This window comes from Bifidobacterium moraviense, assembly GCF_012932365.1.
Classification (GTDB): Bacteria; Actinomycetota; Actinomycetes; order Actinomycetales; family Bifidobacteriaceae; genus Bifidobacterium; species Bifidobacterium moraviense.
In genome coordinates, this window is sequence record NZ_JAAIIH010000010.1 from 21,809 (window position 1) to 37,777 (window position 15,969).

General features: G+C 68.9%; 10 protein-coding genes. 4 read left to right on the plus strand and 6 right to left on the minus strand.

From position 1 onward, the window contains the following. The first annotated feature begins 18 nt into the window (after positions 1-18). Together G1C96_RS06875 and rsmD are read left to right on the plus strand one after the other, a co-directional pair. Positions 19-2,373 (plus strand): ATP-dependent DNA helicase RecG, encoded by a 2,355-nt coding sequence (locus G1C96_RS06875; protein ID WP_169275857.1) that lies wholly within the window; start codon positions 19-21, stop codon positions 2,371-2,373. Positions 2,374-3,104: 731 nt separating this feature from the next. Then, positions 3,105-3,707 carry a 16S rRNA (guanine(966)-N(2))-methyltransferase RsmD gene (gene rsmD, locus G1C96_RS06880; RefSeq protein ID WP_169275858.1) on the plus strand — a complete coding sequence of 201 codons (603 nt, stop codon included), beginning with the start codon at positions 3,105-3,107 and terminating at the stop codon, positions 3,705-3,707. A gap of 306 nt (positions 3,708-4,013) precedes the next feature. Here the strand turns inward: rsmD and G1C96_RS06885 are convergent, their stop codons facing one another. The 4 genes from G1C96_RS06885 to rpsP all read right to left on the minus strand — a co-directional run bounded on the left by G1C96_RS06885 (position 4,014) and on the right by rpsP (position 7,155). After that, a complete protein-coding gene (locus tag G1C96_RS06885; protein ID WP_169275859.1) occupies positions 4,014-5,030 on the minus strand; it encodes a tRNA (guanine(37)-N(1))-methyltransferase in 1,017 nt (338 codons plus the stop codon). Positions 5,031-5,764: 734 nt separating this feature from the next. Next, entirely contained in the window at positions 5,765-6,379 is a 615-nt protein-coding gene (gene rimM, locus G1C96_RS06890) for a ribosome maturation factor RimM (protein WP_169275860.1), read from the minus strand. 41 nt (positions 6,380-6,420) lie between these two features. Further along, positions 6,421-6,654: an RNA-binding protein gene (locus tag G1C96_RS06895; protein ID WP_163196775.1), complete on the minus strand. Its 234-nt coding sequence runs from the start codon at positions 6,652-6,654 to the stop codon at positions 6,421-6,423. A gap of 48 nt (positions 6,655-6,702) precedes the next feature. Continuing rightward, on the minus strand, positions 6,703-7,155 hold the full coding sequence (rpsP, locus tag G1C96_RS06900; protein ID WP_169275861.1) for a 30S ribosomal protein S16: 453 nt from the start codon (positions 7,153-7,155) through the stop codon (positions 6,703-6,705). Positions 7,156-7,821: 666 nt separating this feature from the next. On the opposite strand from rpsP, the gene G1C96_RS06905 reads away from it, so the two are divergent. After that, entirely contained in the window at positions 7,822-9,411 is a 1,590-nt protein-coding gene (locus G1C96_RS06905; RefSeq protein WP_169275862.1) for a glycoside hydrolase family 30 protein, read from the plus strand. A gap of 113 nt (positions 9,412-9,524) precedes the next feature. Continuing rightward, complete coding sequence (locus tag G1C96_RS06910; protein ID WP_169275863.1) at positions 9,525-13,064, plus strand: glycoside hydrolase family 2 TIM barrel-domain containing protein; 3,540 nt, start codon at positions 9,525-9,527, stop codon at positions 13,062-13,064. Positions 13,065-13,067: 3 nt separating this feature from the next. Here G1C96_RS06910 and G1C96_RS06915 read toward each other — a convergent pair whose 3' ends face one another. Together G1C96_RS06915 and ffh are read right to left on the minus strand one after the other, a co-directional pair. Next, positions 13,068-14,180 (minus strand): endonuclease/exonuclease/phosphatase family protein, encoded by a 1,113-nt coding sequence (locus G1C96_RS06915; protein WP_169275864.1) that lies wholly within the window; start codon positions 14,178-14,180, stop codon positions 13,068-13,070. A gap of 140 nt (positions 14,181-14,320) precedes the next feature. Beyond that, positions 14,321-15,964 carry a signal recognition particle protein gene (gene ffh / locus G1C96_RS06920; protein WP_169275865.1) on the minus strand — a complete coding sequence of 548 codons (1,644 nt, stop codon included), beginning with the start codon at positions 15,962-15,964 and terminating at the stop codon, positions 14,321-14,323. Positions 15,965-15,969: the final 5 nt, after the last annotated feature.

The window sequence follows — 15,969 nt, forward strand, 5'->3', positions numbered from 1 at the left end:
CTCGTTAGGATGGTGCGTATGAGTGTTTCGCTGGATGCCGCCGTGTCGTCGCTGATGACGAACCGGCGCCGCGTGGGCGCTCTGAAGTCACTGGGCATCGTCACCGTGCGCGACGCGCTGACCTACTATCCGTTCCGCGTGACCGACCCGGTGCCGGTGCGTCCGATCCATCAGGCCGTGGTCGGCATGCCCATCGCGTTCGCGGCGACCGTGGAGGCGCTGCGCGTGGTGCCGATGAACGCGCGCCGCGGATTCCGCCTCGAGGCGATCGCGCGCGACGACGCCGCCACCGCGGCGCGGCTCGTGTTCTTCTCGTACAAGAAGTCGTACGTCGACTGGGTGAGCATGCGCCTGCGGCAGGGTGCGCGCGTGGTGATCTCCGGCGTGCCGAGCGAATTCAACGGGCAGTTGCAGTTCACGCACCCCGAGGTGCTGACGATCGACCCGCTCGGCGGTGCGCAAGGTCCCGGCGTGCAGAGTGCCGATGCGCGGGATCCCGATGCGCAGCGCGGCGATGCGCCGTCGGCACCGGCGCCGCAGCCCCTTCCCGCGCATGCGTCGTCGCTGAAGTTCGACGCCGACACCGAGGAACAGGCGCTGCGCCGCGTGAGCCGACCGCGACCCGTGTACCACGCCAGCTCGCGCATCTCCTCCGAACACATCCACGAGTCGATCATGGGATTCCTGAACATGCTCGACGAGGACCCTGGCGCCCTGCCCGACGTCCTGCCCGAACCGGTGCGCGCGGCGGGCGGCTACCTGCATCGGCGCGACGCGTTCCGTCAGGTGCACGATCCGGACACCACGGCCGGGTTCGCCAAGGCCATCGACACGCTGCGCTACGAGGAGGCGTTCGTCAGCCAGACCGCGCTGGTGCGGTCGCGTCACGCCACGCACGCCATCGAGGCGTACCCGTGCGGCGGCGGCGCGTCGCTGGCCGAACGGTTCGTCGCGTCGCTGCCGTTTGAGCTCACCGCCGGGCAGCGTTCGGTGATCGACGACGTGACGCGCGACATGGGACGCGCGTGGCCCATGCAGCGGCTGCTGCAGGGCGAAGTGGGATCCGGCAAGACCGTGGTGGCGGTGGCCGCGATGCTTGAGGCCGCGGGCGCCGGCAGACAGGCCGTGCTCGTGGCGCCCACGCTGGTGCTGGCCGAACAGCACGCCGAGACGATCCGCGGCATGCTGGAGCGCGCGGACATCGACGTGCCCGTGGTGCTGCTCACCGGCGGCATGAAGCTCGCCGCGCGACGCAGGGCCCTCGCCACGGCGGCGAGCGGCGAGGCGTGCATCATCGTGGCCACGCACGCCGCGTTCTCCAAGACGTTCCAGGCGCCCGGGCTGGCGCTCGTGGTGATCGACGAGCAGCATCGCTTCGGCGTGGAGCAGCGCGAGACCCTGCGGCATCGCTACGCCGTGGCGCCGCACCTGCTGGTGATGACCGCCACGCCGATCCCGCGCACCGCCGCGATGACGTGGTTCGGCGATCTGGACATCTCGTGGCTCACCGAGCTGCCCGGCGGGCGCAAGCCCATCCGCACGTTCGTGGTGCCGGAGGCGGACGCGGGCACGATGGCGCGCATGTTCGTGCACGTCCGCTCGCGCATCGACGCGGGGGAGCGCGCCTACGTGGTCTGCCCGCGCATCGACGCCGACGACGACGGCACGGGTGACGGCTCCGGTGGCGATGACGCGGACATGCTCGGCTCCGCGCTGCTGCCCGACGACGGCGTGGACGGCGACGACGGCACGCCGCGCCCGCCGCTGCACGCGGTGACGGAGATCGCCGAACGTCTCGCCGCGCTCCCGCAGTTCCGCGGCATCCGCTTCGCCACACTCACCGGACGCGACGACGACGAGACCAAGACGCGCGTGATGGCCGAGTTCGCGGACGGCACCACGCCGATCCTCGTATCCACCACGGTGATCGAGGTGGGCGTGGACGTGCGGCAGGCCAGCTGCATCGTGATCTTCGACGCCGACCGCTTCGGCCTGTCCCAGCTGCATCAGCTGCGCGGGCGCGTGGGGCGCGGCGGCACCGACTCGTGGGCGTTCCTCGTCTCGCGCGCTGAACCGGATTCCCTGGCGGCGCAGCGTCTGGCGGTGATTCAGGGCACACTGGACGGCGCGGAGATCGCGCAGGCCGATCTTGAGCTGCGCGGCGCCGGCGACGTGCTGGGCGACGCGCAGTCGGGCGGCAAGTCAAGCCTCAAGCTGCTGCGCGTGGTGAAGGACGCGAAGCTGATCGAACGGGCGCGCGGCGAGGCGGAGCGGCTGCTTGCCGACGACCCGGAGCTTGCCGGGGAGCCGCAGCTGGCGGGCGCGGTGCTCGACTTCACGCGCGGCAACGAGACGTTCCTCGTCTCCACCTGATCGTGGCGCTGCCCTCCCCGTCATCCTGAGCGCGCGTTGCCTTCCCCCGTCATCCTGAGCGCGCGTTGCCTTCCCCGTCATCCTGAGCGGAGGCGGAGCCGGAGTCGAAGGATCTTTGACATGGCACGTGGTAGTCAAGGATCCTTCGACTCCGCCCTTCGGGCTCCGCTCAGGATGACGGAGGGAGGGATGTCTCCTTCAGGATGACGGGGATCGGTGTCTTCTCTCAGCCGTTACGAACGAGTGCCTTCTCGTTGCCGTTCCGGGCATCGTCGGTTCTCTACTATCACCGTTGCCCCGGAAGCGCTGATTGTTGCTTTCCCTGTCATCCTGAGCGGAGCGTAGCGGAGTCGAAGGATCTTTGACATGGTGCGTGGTAGTCAAGGATCCTTCGACTCCGCCCTTCGGGCTCCGCTCAGGATGACGAGACCGGCTGACAATTCGTTCCTTCCGGCCACTCCGCACGAGCGTTGTTCCCTCGGTCATCCTGAGTGAGCGTTGCTTTCCTCGGTCATCCTGAGCGGAGCGTAGCGGAGTCGAAGGATCTTTGACATGGCACGTGGTAGTCAAAGATCCTTCGACTTCGCCCTTCGGGCTTCGCTCAGGATGACGCAGAGGGATCGGGCTCCGCTCAGGATGACGAAGGGGAATGGAGCTCCGATCGGGATGACCGGGGGCGGAGCTCCGCTCAGGATGACCGAGGCGGAACCGGTTCGGCTACAGTAATAGCCATGCGCGTGATTGCAGGACGATTCAAGGGATTCCAGCTGCCGGCGGCCAAGACCGGCACGCGGCCGACCACCGACCGCACCAAGGAGGCGATCTTCTCGCACCTCGACTCGTGGGGCGTGATCGACGACGCGCGCGTGCTTGATCTGTACGCCGGCACCGGCGCGCTTGGCATCGAGGCGCTGTCGCGCGGGGCGCGCGAGCTGGTGGCGGTGGAGATGGCCGGACCGGCGGCGACCGCGCTGAACGGCACGCTCGCGTCGCTGCGCCGCGCCAAGGCGTGGGAGTCCGGCATGGCGGCGCATCTGGTGCGCGGCAAGGCCGAAGCGTTCGTGAACGGGTATCGCGGCGGCGCGAACGCGGCGGACGGCGATGCGGCGCCGGGCTTCGATCTGATCTTCATCGACCCGCCGTATGCGATGACGACCGAGGACTGCGACGCCCTGCTCGCCGGCATCGCCGCGAACGGCGTGGCCGCGGACGACGCGATCATCATGGTCGAACGCTCCACGCGCTCCGCGGCGGTGAGCGCTCCGGAGGGGTGGGAGATCACGCAGTCGCGTGCCTACGGGGAGACGTCGGTCTCCTACATCGAACGCGCGTAGCGTCGGATGCATCGGATGCGTCGGAGGCGCGCGATCGCTCAGGGCCGATGATCGATGCCCCGTTCACCGGTTCGCCTGTTTGTCAAACCAATTGACTGCATGTCGAACCGATTGAATGTGACGCAGCTCACAATGAATTCATTTTGCGGCTTCGACGGAGTTCACCTTGGCGTTTTACCCTGAGGGGGACTTACTCAAGCAGGGGGAACTCTTGGGACGGGGCGGCGGACGGGACGACCGGATGATCCGATCGGACGCTCGCCGCCCTGCCGTCTTCGTCGCGTGATCGAACGCGGGTCTGGACCGTCAGGCGCCGAGCCTGCGCGGGTGCGCGCCGGACACCTCCCAGCCCAGTGCCATCAGCGTCTTGCGGTCGGGCTTGCTCAGTGCCGCGCAGTCCAGCTTCGCGATGAGATCGGGGCGGATCTCGTCGGTGCGCGCGAGCGCCTCGTCGCGGCGGAAGCGGTCGACCTTGCCATGATCACCGCTCAGCAGCACGTCCGGCACGCGGATACCGCGCCACTCGGCGGGCTTGGTGTACTGGCGATGCTCCAGCAGTGCGCCCTCGCCGGTGTACGACTCCTCCACGATCGACTCGGGATTGCCCATGAATCCGGGCAGCAGGCGCGTGATCGCCTCGAGCATCACGGACACGGCCACCTCGCCGCCGTTGAGCACGTAGTCGCCGATCGAATACTCGCGCACGTCCACGCCCTGCGCGCGGTAGTACGCGGGGATGCGCGCGTCGTAGCCCTCGTAGCGGCCACAGCCGAAGAGCAGATGATCCGCGTGGCTGAGCTCGGTGGCGTCGCGCTGGGTGAACAGTGGGGCCGAGGGGTTGGGGAAGATGAGGACCGGGCGGTCGGATGCCGGGGGAACCGCGGAGACGGGCGCGGCGGGTGCATCGGAGGCATCGGCGTTTGCGTCTGCGGTGGTGTTGACGGGGGCGGCGTTTGACTCTTCGGAGGCGGCGATGTCTGTGCCTTCCGGGGCAGCATCGGCGTTGGCGGTACTGGGGACGCTGGCAGTGGCGTCGGTGGTGGCTGCGACGCTGGTGTTGCTGTTGTTGCTGGACGGCGTCACCGTCGCCGGCTCCAGACCGAGCAGATCGTCGAGGCATTCCGCCCATACCGCCGGCTTCATCACCATGCCGGCGCCGCCGCCCACCGGCGTATCGTCCACCGAATGATGCACGTCGTGCGTCCAGTCGCGCAGGTTGTGCGCCGTGACCTCCACCAGCCCCTTGGCCTGCGCCTTGCCGAACAGGCTCAGGTTCAGCACGTCGAAATACTCGGGGAATACGCTCACGATGTCGATCTTCATGGGCTCCAGAGTATGCGATGCGCCGGATAGCGACGCGATGCAACGGCATCACAGTATCGGCGTGGGAACGGATGCGTGGCGGGCATGTGGCGGGCGCGTGGCGAATGTGCGGCGGGCGCGTGACGGGCGCGTGACGGGCGTGTGGCGGCGCTCACACAAAGCACGGATCTGGCTCGCGACGTCACACGGAGCGGGTGTGGCATCACGCGGAGCGTTCGCTCCCGGTGACGCATCCTCTCAAAACGGCGGAATATCAACGTTTTTGGGCGGCCCGTCACGTGGAGCGTCCGCCCCGCGTGACGCAATGCGCGCTCCGCGTGACGTGGTGTGCGCTCCCGGTGGTGCGAATCGCCCTATGCGACCCCCACGCGTCACGCGGACCGCCCTACGCGTCACGTGGACCGTGCATCACGCGGACCGTGGAGTGCAGAATCGTTGCAATTCCGGGCTTTTGCAGATGCGCGGCCCATGTGACGCGCGGCCCGCGTGACGCGGAGCGGGTGCAACGTCGCGCGGGGCGAGTGCAGCGTCATGCGGAGCGGGTGTGGCGTCACGTGGAGCGTTCGCTCCCGGTGACGCGACCCCTCAAAATGGCGGAATATCAACGGTTTTCGGTGGCCCGTCACGCGGAGCGGACGCTCCACGTGACGTGGCGTGCGCTCCCGGTGACGCTTGGGGTGGTTTGAATGGCGCTGCAGTGGTGACCGCCGGGGAGTGCCGATGCCGGGGGAACGTCAGAGACCGGGGATGAGACCGCCGGGCGGGTCGAGCGTGAGATAGCCCTCGCCGAGGTCGATGTCCGGCACGAGCTCGTCCACGAACGGCACGAGTGCGGTCTTCTCCATGATGGGCGTGCCGTCCTTGGCGGTGCCGGTGGTCACGGGATTGGCGAGCCGGATCTTGAGCAGCGACTGCGCCGGCGCGTCGACGACGTCGACGACCTTGCCGACGACGCTTCCCTCGGGCGCGCCGATCGCATTGCCCTCCGCCATGCGCGCCTCAAGGCCGATGAGGTCCTTGGGATACCATTCGTCGGCCTCGAGCATGTCGTCCGGGTCGTCGGCCTCGCCGTACAGTTCGAGCCCGTTGAGCGCCTCCGCCGCGCTGCGGTCGTCGCAGCCTTCGAGCTTGATGATCCAGCGCTGCTTGAAGGTGCGTGACGATTCGACCACGTACTCGTCGTCGCCGTCGTGCGCGTACAGCACCGATCCCGGCTCGAACCGCCATTCAGGGTCGTCGGTGAACACCTGGACGGTGACCTCGCCCTTCAGGCCCTGCGCGCGTCCGATACGACAAACCCTCAGCAGCTCGAGCTGCTGAGGGTCGTCCTGCATATGCTGATCTGCCATGCTAGGCAGTGTACCGCATGGGCGGCATCGCGGCCGTGGCGCTAGCGGCGCACATCCATGATGTCGACGCGCACCTTGTGGTCGGCCAGGGCCTGCACCACGGTGCGGATCGCGTTGGCCGTACGTCCGCTGCGTCCGATGACGCGGCCGATGTCCTCCGGGTTCACGCGCACGCGAAGCAGTTCGCCGCGCGCGTTCTCGTGGGACTTGACGGAAACGTCATCCGGGAAATCCACGATGTTCTTGATGAGGTGTTCCACGGCCTGTGCGAGCATGATCAGCCTTCCTTATGCGTTATGCGTTGGAATTCCCAGCGCCGTGATTCACTCGGCGTCAGCCGGAGCGTCCTCGGCCGGGGCTTCCTCGGCGGCAGCGGCGGCTTCGGCCTCGGCCTTGGCCTTCGCCTCGGCCTCGGACTTCGCGGCCTTCAGCTTCTGGGCCTGGGCCTCGACGGCCTCGACGCGGGCCTCGGCATCCGGGCCGGCCTCAACGGTCTTCAGGGTACCCTCGGCACCCTCAAGGCCCTTGAACTTCTGCCAGTCGCCGGTGATCTTGAGCAGGTTGAGCACGGGCTCGGACGGCTGAGCGCCGACGCCGAGCCAGTACTGAGCGCGCTCGGAATCGATCTTGATGGTCGAGGGCTGGGTGTTGGGATCGTAGGTGCCGATCTCCTCGATGACCTTGCCGTCGCGCTTCTTGTGGGAATCCGCAACGACCACGCGGTAGAACGCGTAGAACTTCTTGCCCTGTCGCTTCAGACGAATCTTGGTTGCCAAAATGGCTCTCCTTGTAAATGAGGGGTGTGGTTTTCTTCTTCTGTGTGGGGCACGGAATCCGAAACCCACGTGTTCCTCACGTCGCGCGAGATGAGAGGGCCTCGCGCGCGCGAATAACTGAGCAATTATAACGCGGGGGCTGACAATCGGGCGTCGGCGGGTTGCGATCGGCGCGGCACTGTGACAGGCCGGCTGAGGTGGCTGGACGGTGACGGGGATGACTGCGAAATACGGGCTGAAATGGACGAAATCTTGGATTGAGAGCGTCAAACGGACGGTTTTGCGGGGGTTTGGCGCTTGGAATAGCGGATTTCGTCCGTTTCAGCCCGTAATTTGAGGGTCCGTCTGCGCGGGAATGCTCCGGAGCTGGCGGGCTGCTGGGCTGAGCGGGCGGGAGGCTGACGGATGCGAGCGGGGCGCGGCGTGCCGGCGCGTACTGCGGGCGTTCCGATCGACTCGGCGCCGCCTCCGAGGTCGCGCATGATCGCAACGTTGCGACGGGAGACGGTGCTGCGGGCGATGGGAGGGGCGTACGGTGGCCGATCGCGGCAACGTCGCGGCCGGCGGACGCCGTGCGGGAGGGGCGATCGTCCAGCGCGGGTCGTTCACTGGGGGACGTCAGGCCTCCGGGCCGAACATCCGATCGTGGACACCAAAGGAGCCGTCATGCCATCGCATTCTTCCCCGCAGCCCGCCTCCCCGTACCCGTTCGAGGCGTGGACCGCCACGTCCGGCGACCTCGCGCAGCGCCGCGCGCCCCTCGCCGTGCCGCCGGTGACGCGCGCCGCGGAGCTCGTCGCGTCGGGCGCCGCGGACGCCGTGCCGATCGTCATCGATCCCGCCGACCGCAGGCAGCCGTGGGTCGGCCAGGGCGCGGCCATCACCGACTCCGCCGCCTCGCTCATCTGGGGCGCGATGAGCGCCGAGCAGCGCCACGACCTGCTGACCGAACTGTTCGATCCCGTCAGCGGCGCCGGCTTCAACATGGTGCGCGTGCCGATCGGCTCCACCGACTTCAACGAGCAGGAGTACTACACGTACGACGATCTGCCGTTCGGCGAGCACGACGCCGCGCTGAGCCGCTTCCGCCTCGGCACCGGCGATCCCGGTGCGCCCGACGCCACCGGCGACCTCAAGTCCATCGTGCCGGTGCTGCGGGAGATCCTCGCCATCAACCCCGGCGTCAAAGTGGTCGCCTCGCCGTGGAGCGCCCCCGCCTGGATGAAGAACACCGGACACCTCACGCTCGGCGGGCATCTGCGCTTCGGCGAGTGGACCGGCAACGGCTTCGACCCGATGAAGGACTCGTTCGAGGGCGTCTACGCGCGCTACTTCGTGCGATACATCGACGAGATGGCCAGGTACGGCATTCCGATCTGGGCGCTGACCGTGCAGAACGAGCCCGCCAACGCCTCGCCGTGGCCGGCGATGATCTGGACGCACGAGCAGATGGCGGCGTTCGGCGCCGACTATCTGCGTCCCGCGCTCGACGCCACGCATCCCGAGGTCAAACTGTTCTTCCTCGACGACAACACGCACACGCTCACGCATCCGCTCGCCGACGACGTCACGCCGCGTCAGGCCGCCAGCTTCGACGGCATCGCCGTGCACACGTACGAGAGCACGTACGGCAACCTGTTCAACGCCACGCGGTCGTTCCCGAACTGGAGCGTGATGATGAGCGAACGCCGCTGCATGATGCGCGACAGCGTCGAGGACGCATCCCACATCATGTTCGGCGTGTCCAGCACGTGGCTCATCCGCAACGGCATGGGCATGATCACGCTGTGGAACCTCGCGCTCGACGAACGCGGCCTGCCCAACCGCGCCGGGTCCACCGGACGACGCGGCGTGGTCACCATCGAGCACACCAGCGGCAAGGTGCAGCGCAATCTCGAATACTTCATGCTGCGCAACCTCGGTCAGGACGTTCCCGCGGGATCGGTGGTCATCGGCTCGTCGTCCCATTCGCCGGACGGCTACACCGGCGGACTCACGTCCGTGGCGTTCCTCGCGCCGGACGGGTCGATCAGCGCCATCATCTACAACCCCACCGGCGCTGCGATTACCGCTCGCGTCGCCATCTCCGGACGCGGCGACGAATGGCAGCTGGTCGACGTGCCGACGTGGGGCACCGTGACGCTGCGCAAGTCGTTCGCGCCGCTCAACCTCGCCGAGGTCCCGGCCGACGACGACTTCCCGCTCAACCCGTCGCCCGACCACTTCCACGGCGACCGCGCGCCCGGACGCGCGTAGGACGCGTCGCGGGAAAGGCAGACGCGTCACGCCCCACGATCGACGCCACGCGGCATACTGGTGCGCAACCACCGCACAGGCAACCGCGTAAGGCGTAAAGGAGCGTGACGCGCATGTTCGTCCCCAAGTACTACGAGTCTCTGGAACATCTGCACGTGGGCACGCAGCCCAACCGCGCGTACTACGTGCCCGCGTCGCGCCCGATGGACACCAGCGTGTCCCGGCGCTCGCAGTCCGACCGGTTCCAGCTGCTCAGCGGCCCCGATGCGGGCGACTGGGACTTCCGGTACTACGCGTCCGTGCACGAGCTCGACGTGCAGGTGCGTCGCGCCCACGCCGCGCACGATCCCGCGTTCTTCGACCAGGGCTTCACGCCGGACGCCGCGGACGGGTTCGCCGCCATCCCCGTGCCGAGCGTGTGGCAGAACCACGGCTTCGACCGCCACCAGTACACCAACATCCACTACCCGTTCCCCGTGGACCCGCCGCATGTCCCTCAGGACGACCCGTGCGGCGTGTACCTCACGACGTTCGACTACGAGCCCGATCCCGCCGCCCCGCGCGCGTTCCTCGACTTCGAGGGCGTGGACAGCTGCTTCTACGCGTGGGTCAACGGCGAGCTCGTGGGCTACAGCCAGGTGAGCCACTCCACCAGCGAGTTCGAGGTGACCGACCTGCTGACCCCGGGCGAGAACACGCTGGCCGTGCTGGTGCTCAAGTGGTGCGACGGCAGCTACATGGAGGACCAGGACAAGTTCCGCATGAGCGGCATCTTCCGCGACGTCTACCTGCTCAGACGCCCCGAGCACGCGGTGCGCGACTACTTCGTGCACACGGCCGTGAGCGCCGACCACGCGCAGGCGGCGTTGGGCGTCGACTTCGACTTCTACGGCGGCGATCCGGTGCCGGTGCGCGTGACGCTGCTCGACGCGGACGGCGCCGAGGTGGCGCGTGCCGAGGCGCAGGTGGTGGACGCGTTCACCGACGGCGAGCGCACGGTGGAGGCGCGCGACGTGGCGCCCGCCGAGCTGCTCGACGACCCCACCGGCACGGCCACCGCGTTCGTGACGCGCGCGCAGGCCACGCTCGACGTGCCGGAACCGGTGCTGTGGAACGCGGAACGGCCCTACCTGTACACGCTGGTGCTCGAGACGCCGGGCGAGGCGATCACCCAGCCGCTCGGCATCCGCGAGATCGCCGTGAGGGACGGCGTGGTGCTGCTCAACGGGAGCCCGATCAAGATCCACGGCGTCAACCGGCACGACTCCGACCCCGTCACCGGGCCCGTGATCGGCGAGGAGCAGATGCTCGCCGACCTGACGCTCATGAAGCAGCACAACGTCAACGGCATCCGCACCAGCCACTACCCGAACGCGCCGCAGTACTACGACCTGTTCGACCGGCTCGGCTTCTACGTGATCGCCGAGGCAGACAACGAGTCGCACGGCATGAACATGGACTACGTGCCCGGCGGCGGCGAGAACCGGCTCGGGTGGAACGAGCGCATCGCCAACAACCCCGCCTGGACCGACGCCACCGTGGACCGCGCGCGCCGCTGCGTGGAGACGCACAAGAACCACGCATCCATCATCATGTGGTCCATGGGCAACGAGTGCGCGTACGGCTGCACGTTCGAGGCGGCGCTCGCCTGGACCAAGGCGTTCGACCCCGCGCGCCTGACGCACTACGAGTCGGCGCGCTACGTCAGCCCCGACGACGCGCCCCACGACTACTCCAACCTCGACACGCATTCGCGCATGTACCCGCCCGTCGAGCAGATCGACGAGTACTTCGAGCCCGGGCCGGACGGCACGCCGCGCGGCGACGGCGGACACGGCGGCAACGGGCACGACGGGCGCTACGAGGACGGCAGCGGCGTCAAGCCGTACGTGCTGTGCGAATTCTGCCACGCCATGGGCAACGGCCCGGGCGACCTGGAGGACTACTTCGAGCGCATCCAGCGCCATCCCGGCGTGGTGGGCGGCTTCATCTGGGAGTGGTGCGACCACGCCATCGACCGCGGCACCGCGCCTGATGGACGGCGCATCTACGCGTACGGCGGCGACAGCGGCGAATACCCGCACGACGGCAACTTCTGCATGGACGGCCTCGTCTACCCGGACCGCACCCCGCACACCGGACTGGCGGAATTCAAGAACGTGTACCGCCCCGCCCGCGTGGTAGGCGGCATCGCGTTCTCCGACGACGGCCATGGCTCCGCCTCCGTGACACTGCACAACTACCTCGACTTCACCACGCTCGGCGACGCGGTCACGCTCATGTGGGAGCTGTACGTGGACGGCGAGCTCGACTCGTACTACCTGTTCGGCGGCGACGACGCGGCGCAGCTGGACATCCCGCCGCACGGCGAGGGGCGCGTGACGCTGCCGGGGCTCGACGTCCCCTCCGACTGGAACGGGCGCATCGCCGTGGTGCTGCGCTACCTGACGCCGGCGCCCACCGCGGACGGCATCAAGCCGGAGCTGTTCGAACTGGGCTTCGACGAGATCGCCGTGCCCACGGCCGACCCGGCCAACCAGTTCGTCAGGGCCAAGCTCGCGCTCGCCGAGGGGCGTCCCGCCGACTGGATGGTGGACTACGTGGACGACGACGAGATCGCGGACGAGCTGCGCCACCGCGAGCCGGTGCGCGCGTCCGAGGGCGCCGACGGCACGTCCGTGGTGGTCCGCGGCGAAGGGTTCCGCTATGTGCTCGACCGCCGCACCGGCCTGTTCCGCGGCATGGTCTTCGACGGGCACACGCTGCTCACGCGCCCGATGGAGCTCAACGTGTGGCGCGCGCCCACGGACAACGACCGCAACATCCGCGCCGCATGGGAGGCCGCGCAGTACGACCGCGCGTATGCGAGGGCGTACGACGTGACCGTGGAGACGCCGGGGGAGACCGGGGACGGCGCGCGGGAGACGCAGACCGCGCAGGATGCCCCGGGCACACAGGGCGCTCCGACCGTGACGATCATGCGCGACGGCAGGCTCGAGACCATCGCTGCCGCGGACGCGCCCGGCTCCGGCGACGTGACGATCCGCGTGCGCATGGCGCTGCTCGCGCCCACCGTGCAGCCGATTGCGCGCATCGACGCCGCGTGGACCGTCCACCCGGACGGCACGGTGGCGCTCGCGATGGACGTGCGGCGCGAGACCGCGATGCCGTTCCTGCCGCGCTTCGGCCTGCGCCTGTTCGTGCCCAAGGCGCTGGATCGCGTGCGCTACTGCGGCATCGGCCCGACGGAAAGCTACGTGGACAAGCGCCGCGCCGGATGGCACGGGGTGTTCGAGGCCACGCCGGCCACGCTGTTCGAGCCGTACGTCAGGCCGCAGGAGAACGGCAACCACCACGACTGCGACTGGGCGCGGCTCGCCGGCGACGGCGTGACGCTCACCGCCTACACCGGGCGCGACGACGGCCGCGGCTTCGACTTCCAGGCGCTGCCGTACACCGCCGAGGAGATGACCGCCAAGGGACACAACCACGAGCTCGAGCCGTGCGCGGACGCCACGGTGGTGTGCATCGACCACATGCAGAGCGGCGTGGGCTCCAACAGCTGCGGGCCCGCGCTCATCGAGCGGTACCGTCTGGACGACGCGGCGTTCACGTTCCGCGTGGCGCTCAAGCCGGAGCGCGACGGCGACTGATCGTCAGATCGTCAGCGTGGCGGTCAGGGCGAGGTGATCGGTGCCGTCGACCCTGAACGACTCCACGCCGTGCGGTTCGGCGCCCGGCGTCACGAGCACATGATCGAGCTCGATGCGCGGCCACGGCAGCCACGCGGGATACGTGGCGTGACGCCCATGCGCCTCCGTGAGCGAGGCGTCGCGGAAGCCGGAGGCCAGCAGGCGGCGGAAGCTCGGATGCTCGATCATCGAGTTGAGGTCGCCCATCACCACCGCGATGCCGTGGTCGCCGAGCCCCACCGCGTTCGCCAGCGCGCCCAGCCCCACGATGCCCTCGGACCACTGCGGGCAGCCGCGCATCGGCGACTTGGGATGCGCGGAGGCGAACGTGACCTCGCGTCCGCCGATCCTGAGCGTGACGGCGGGCACGTCCGCGGCCGGGATCTCCACGGCCTTCACCTGCCGGCCCACCGGCTCGGCGTGGCTGAACACCACGTTGTAGCCGCCGTTGTCCGTCTGCTTCGGCTCGCCCTGCTGCATGTACGGCAGCACGGCGTTGATGCCGGCGTCCTGCAGCGCGTGGATCAGATCGTCGGTGCACTCCTGCAGCGCCAGCACGTCGATGCGGCGGTTGCGCACCGCCTGCACGATCGCGGCGGCGTCCGCACGGCCGTAGCGGCAGTTGAGCGTCATCACGCGGCACGATACGGGCCGCGGCGCGTCCGGCGCGTCCGTGGCTTCGGCGGCCGCGGATCCGGCCTCCTCGGAGGATGCGGCCGGGGCGAGCGGGTCGCGCTGCATCGCCGAGGGGGCGAGCGGATCGCGCTGCGTCGTTGAAGGGGCGAGCGGGTCGCCCAGTGCCGACGTGGGCCGCGACATCCAGCGCGGCAGCAACGAGAGCCGGTACTGCAGGGCGCTGTCCAACGCGATCGCCAGCCACGCCAGGCACAGGCACATCGGTCCCCACTGGCGCAGCACGCCGGACCAGATGCCGATGCCCAGCAGCGGGATCCATGCGAACGGGATCAGCGCGATGAGATACGGCATCGGCATGTGCCCCTCCATGCCCGCCGGCAGCTTGGCCAGCGAGACCCACAGCACGCATACGAACGCCAGCACCCACAGAATCGTCACCATGTCGTTCCTCGTTTCCTTGGTTTCCCGGCCATCCTACTCCAGTCGTAAGGCCCGGCCCCGGGACGCAAGAGGCGCGATCCCGCGCTTGCGCATGCGGGATCGCGCCTCTGTACAGGTTCGTCGGAGCGGACGGACGCGGCTCACTTGCCGCCGAGCAGACCGCCCAGACCGCCGCCCAGGTTCGGGGGCAGCTGGTCGGCCAGATCGCCCAGCCCCGCGGGGAGCGCGGGATTCTGCGGCTTCCTGGCGAACGCCGATCCGCTGCCGCCGCTCTTCTTCGCGCCGCCGCCGGCCAGGCGCTCGCGCAGCGCCCTCTCCTCGGCCTCGCGCTTCATCGGGTTGCCGGACTTGGAGCCGCCCTTCTTCTTGGCGTTCTTCTTGCCCTTCTTGCCGCTGCCGCCGCCGGGGCCGCCGAAGCCGGGGATGCCGCCGCGCATGCCGTTGGACATGCGCTTCATCATCTTGGCCGCCTGCTCGAAGCGCTGCAGCAGGCCGTTGACCTGCGAGACGGTGGTGCCGGAGCCGTACGCGATGCGCGCGCGGCGGGAGCCGTTGATGATCGAGGGGTCGCGGCGCTCGGCCGGGGTCATCGAGCGGATGATGGCCTCGGTGCGGTCCACCTCCTTCTCGTCGAACATCTCGAGTTCCTTGCGGTGCGCGGCCATGCCGGGGATCATGCCCAGCAGGTTCTTCATCGGGCCGAGCTTGCGCACCTGCTGCAGCTGCTCCAGGAAGTCGTCGAGGCCGAAGCTGCCTTCGGACATCTTCTCGGCGGCCCTGCGCGCCTCCTCCTCGTCGAACTGCTTCTGCGCCTGCTCGATCAGGGTGAGGATGTCGCCCATGTCGAGGATGCGGGACGCCATGCGGTCCGGGTGGAACACCTCGAAGTCCTTGAGGCCCTCGCCGGTGGACGCGAACAGGATCGGCTTGCCGGTCACGCTCGCCACGGACAGCGCCGCGCCGCCGCGCGCGTCGCCGTCGAGCTTGGAGAGCACCACGCCGGTGAAGTCCACGCCCTCGTCGAACGCCTTGGCGGTCTTCACGGCGTCCTGGCCGATCATCGCGTCGATGACGAACAGGATCTCGTTGGGCTGCACGGCGTCGCGGATGTCGCGCGCCTGCTTCATCAGCACCTCGTCCACGCCCAGACGGCCGGCGGTGTCGATGATCACCACGTCGTAGAGCTTCTGCCTGGCCAGCGCCACGCCGTCGCGCGCCACCTTCACCGGGTCGCCGCTCGTCTCGCCGGGCGCGGACACGGCGTCGCCGCCGTCGGACTGCACGCCCTTCTCCGGCGCATACACCGGCACGCCGGCGCGCTCGCCCACCACCTGCAGCTGCGTCACGGCGTTCGGACGCTGCAAGTCGGCGGCCACGAGCAGCGGCGTGTGGCCCGTGTCCTTGAGCCAGTAGCCGAGCTTGCCCGCCAGCGTGGTCTTGCCGGCGCCCTGAAGGCCGGCCAGCATGATGATCGTGGGCGGGTTCTTGGCGAAGTTGAGCGGACGGTCCACGCCGCGGCCCAGCACGTCGGTGAGCTCCTCGTTGACGATCTTCACCACCTGCTGGGCGGGGTTGAGCGCCTCGGAGACCTCGGTGCCGAGCGCACGTTCGCGGATGCGCGCGGTGAACGAACGCACCACGTCGAGCGCCACATCGGCGTCGAGCAGCGCGCGGCGGATCTCGCGGATCGTACCGTCGATGTCCGCCTCGGAGAGCTTGCCCTTGGAACGCAGATTCTTGAATGCGTTCGAGAGCCTGTCGGTCAGAGAACTAAAAGCAGCCATAATGC

What these genes read in the sequence shown, in the direction of transcription:
- G1C96_RS06895 (WP_163196775.1), bottom strand. Translation starts at nt 6,654, where the DNA reads ATGCTCGCACAGGCCGTGGAACACCTCATCAAGAACATCGTGGATTTC.
- rsmD (WP_169275858.1), top strand. Translation starts at nt 3,105, where the DNA reads ATGCGCGTGATTGCAGGACGATTCAAGGGATTCCAGCTGCCGGCGGCC.
- G1C96_RS06915 (WP_169275864.1), bottom strand. Translation starts at nt 14,180, where the DNA reads ATGGTGACGATTCTGTGGGTGCTGGCGTTCGTATGCGTGCTGTGGGTC.
- G1C96_RS06910 (WP_169275863.1), top strand. Translation starts at nt 9,525, where the DNA reads ATGTTCGTCCCCAAGTACTACGAGTCTCTGGAACATCTGCACGTGGGC.
- G1C96_RS06875 (WP_169275857.1), top strand. Translation starts at nt 19, where the DNA reads ATGAGTGTTTCGCTGGATGCCGCCGTGTCGTCGCTGATGACGAACCGG.
- ffh (WP_169275865.1), bottom strand. Translation starts at nt 15,964, where the DNA reads ATGGCTGCTTTTAGTTCTCTGACCGACAGGCTCTCGAACGCATTCAAG.
- G1C96_RS06885 (WP_169275859.1), bottom strand. Translation starts at nt 5,030, where the DNA reads ATGAAGATCGACATCGTGAGCGTATTCCCCGAGTATTTCGACGTGCTG.
- G1C96_RS06905 (WP_169275862.1), top strand. Translation starts at nt 7,822, where the DNA reads ATGCCATCGCATTCTTCCCCGCAGCCCGCCTCCCCGTACCCGTTCGAG.
- rimM (WP_169275860.1), bottom strand. Translation starts at nt 6,379, where the DNA reads ATGGCAGATCAGCATATGCAGGACGACCCTCAGCAGCTCGAGCTGCTG.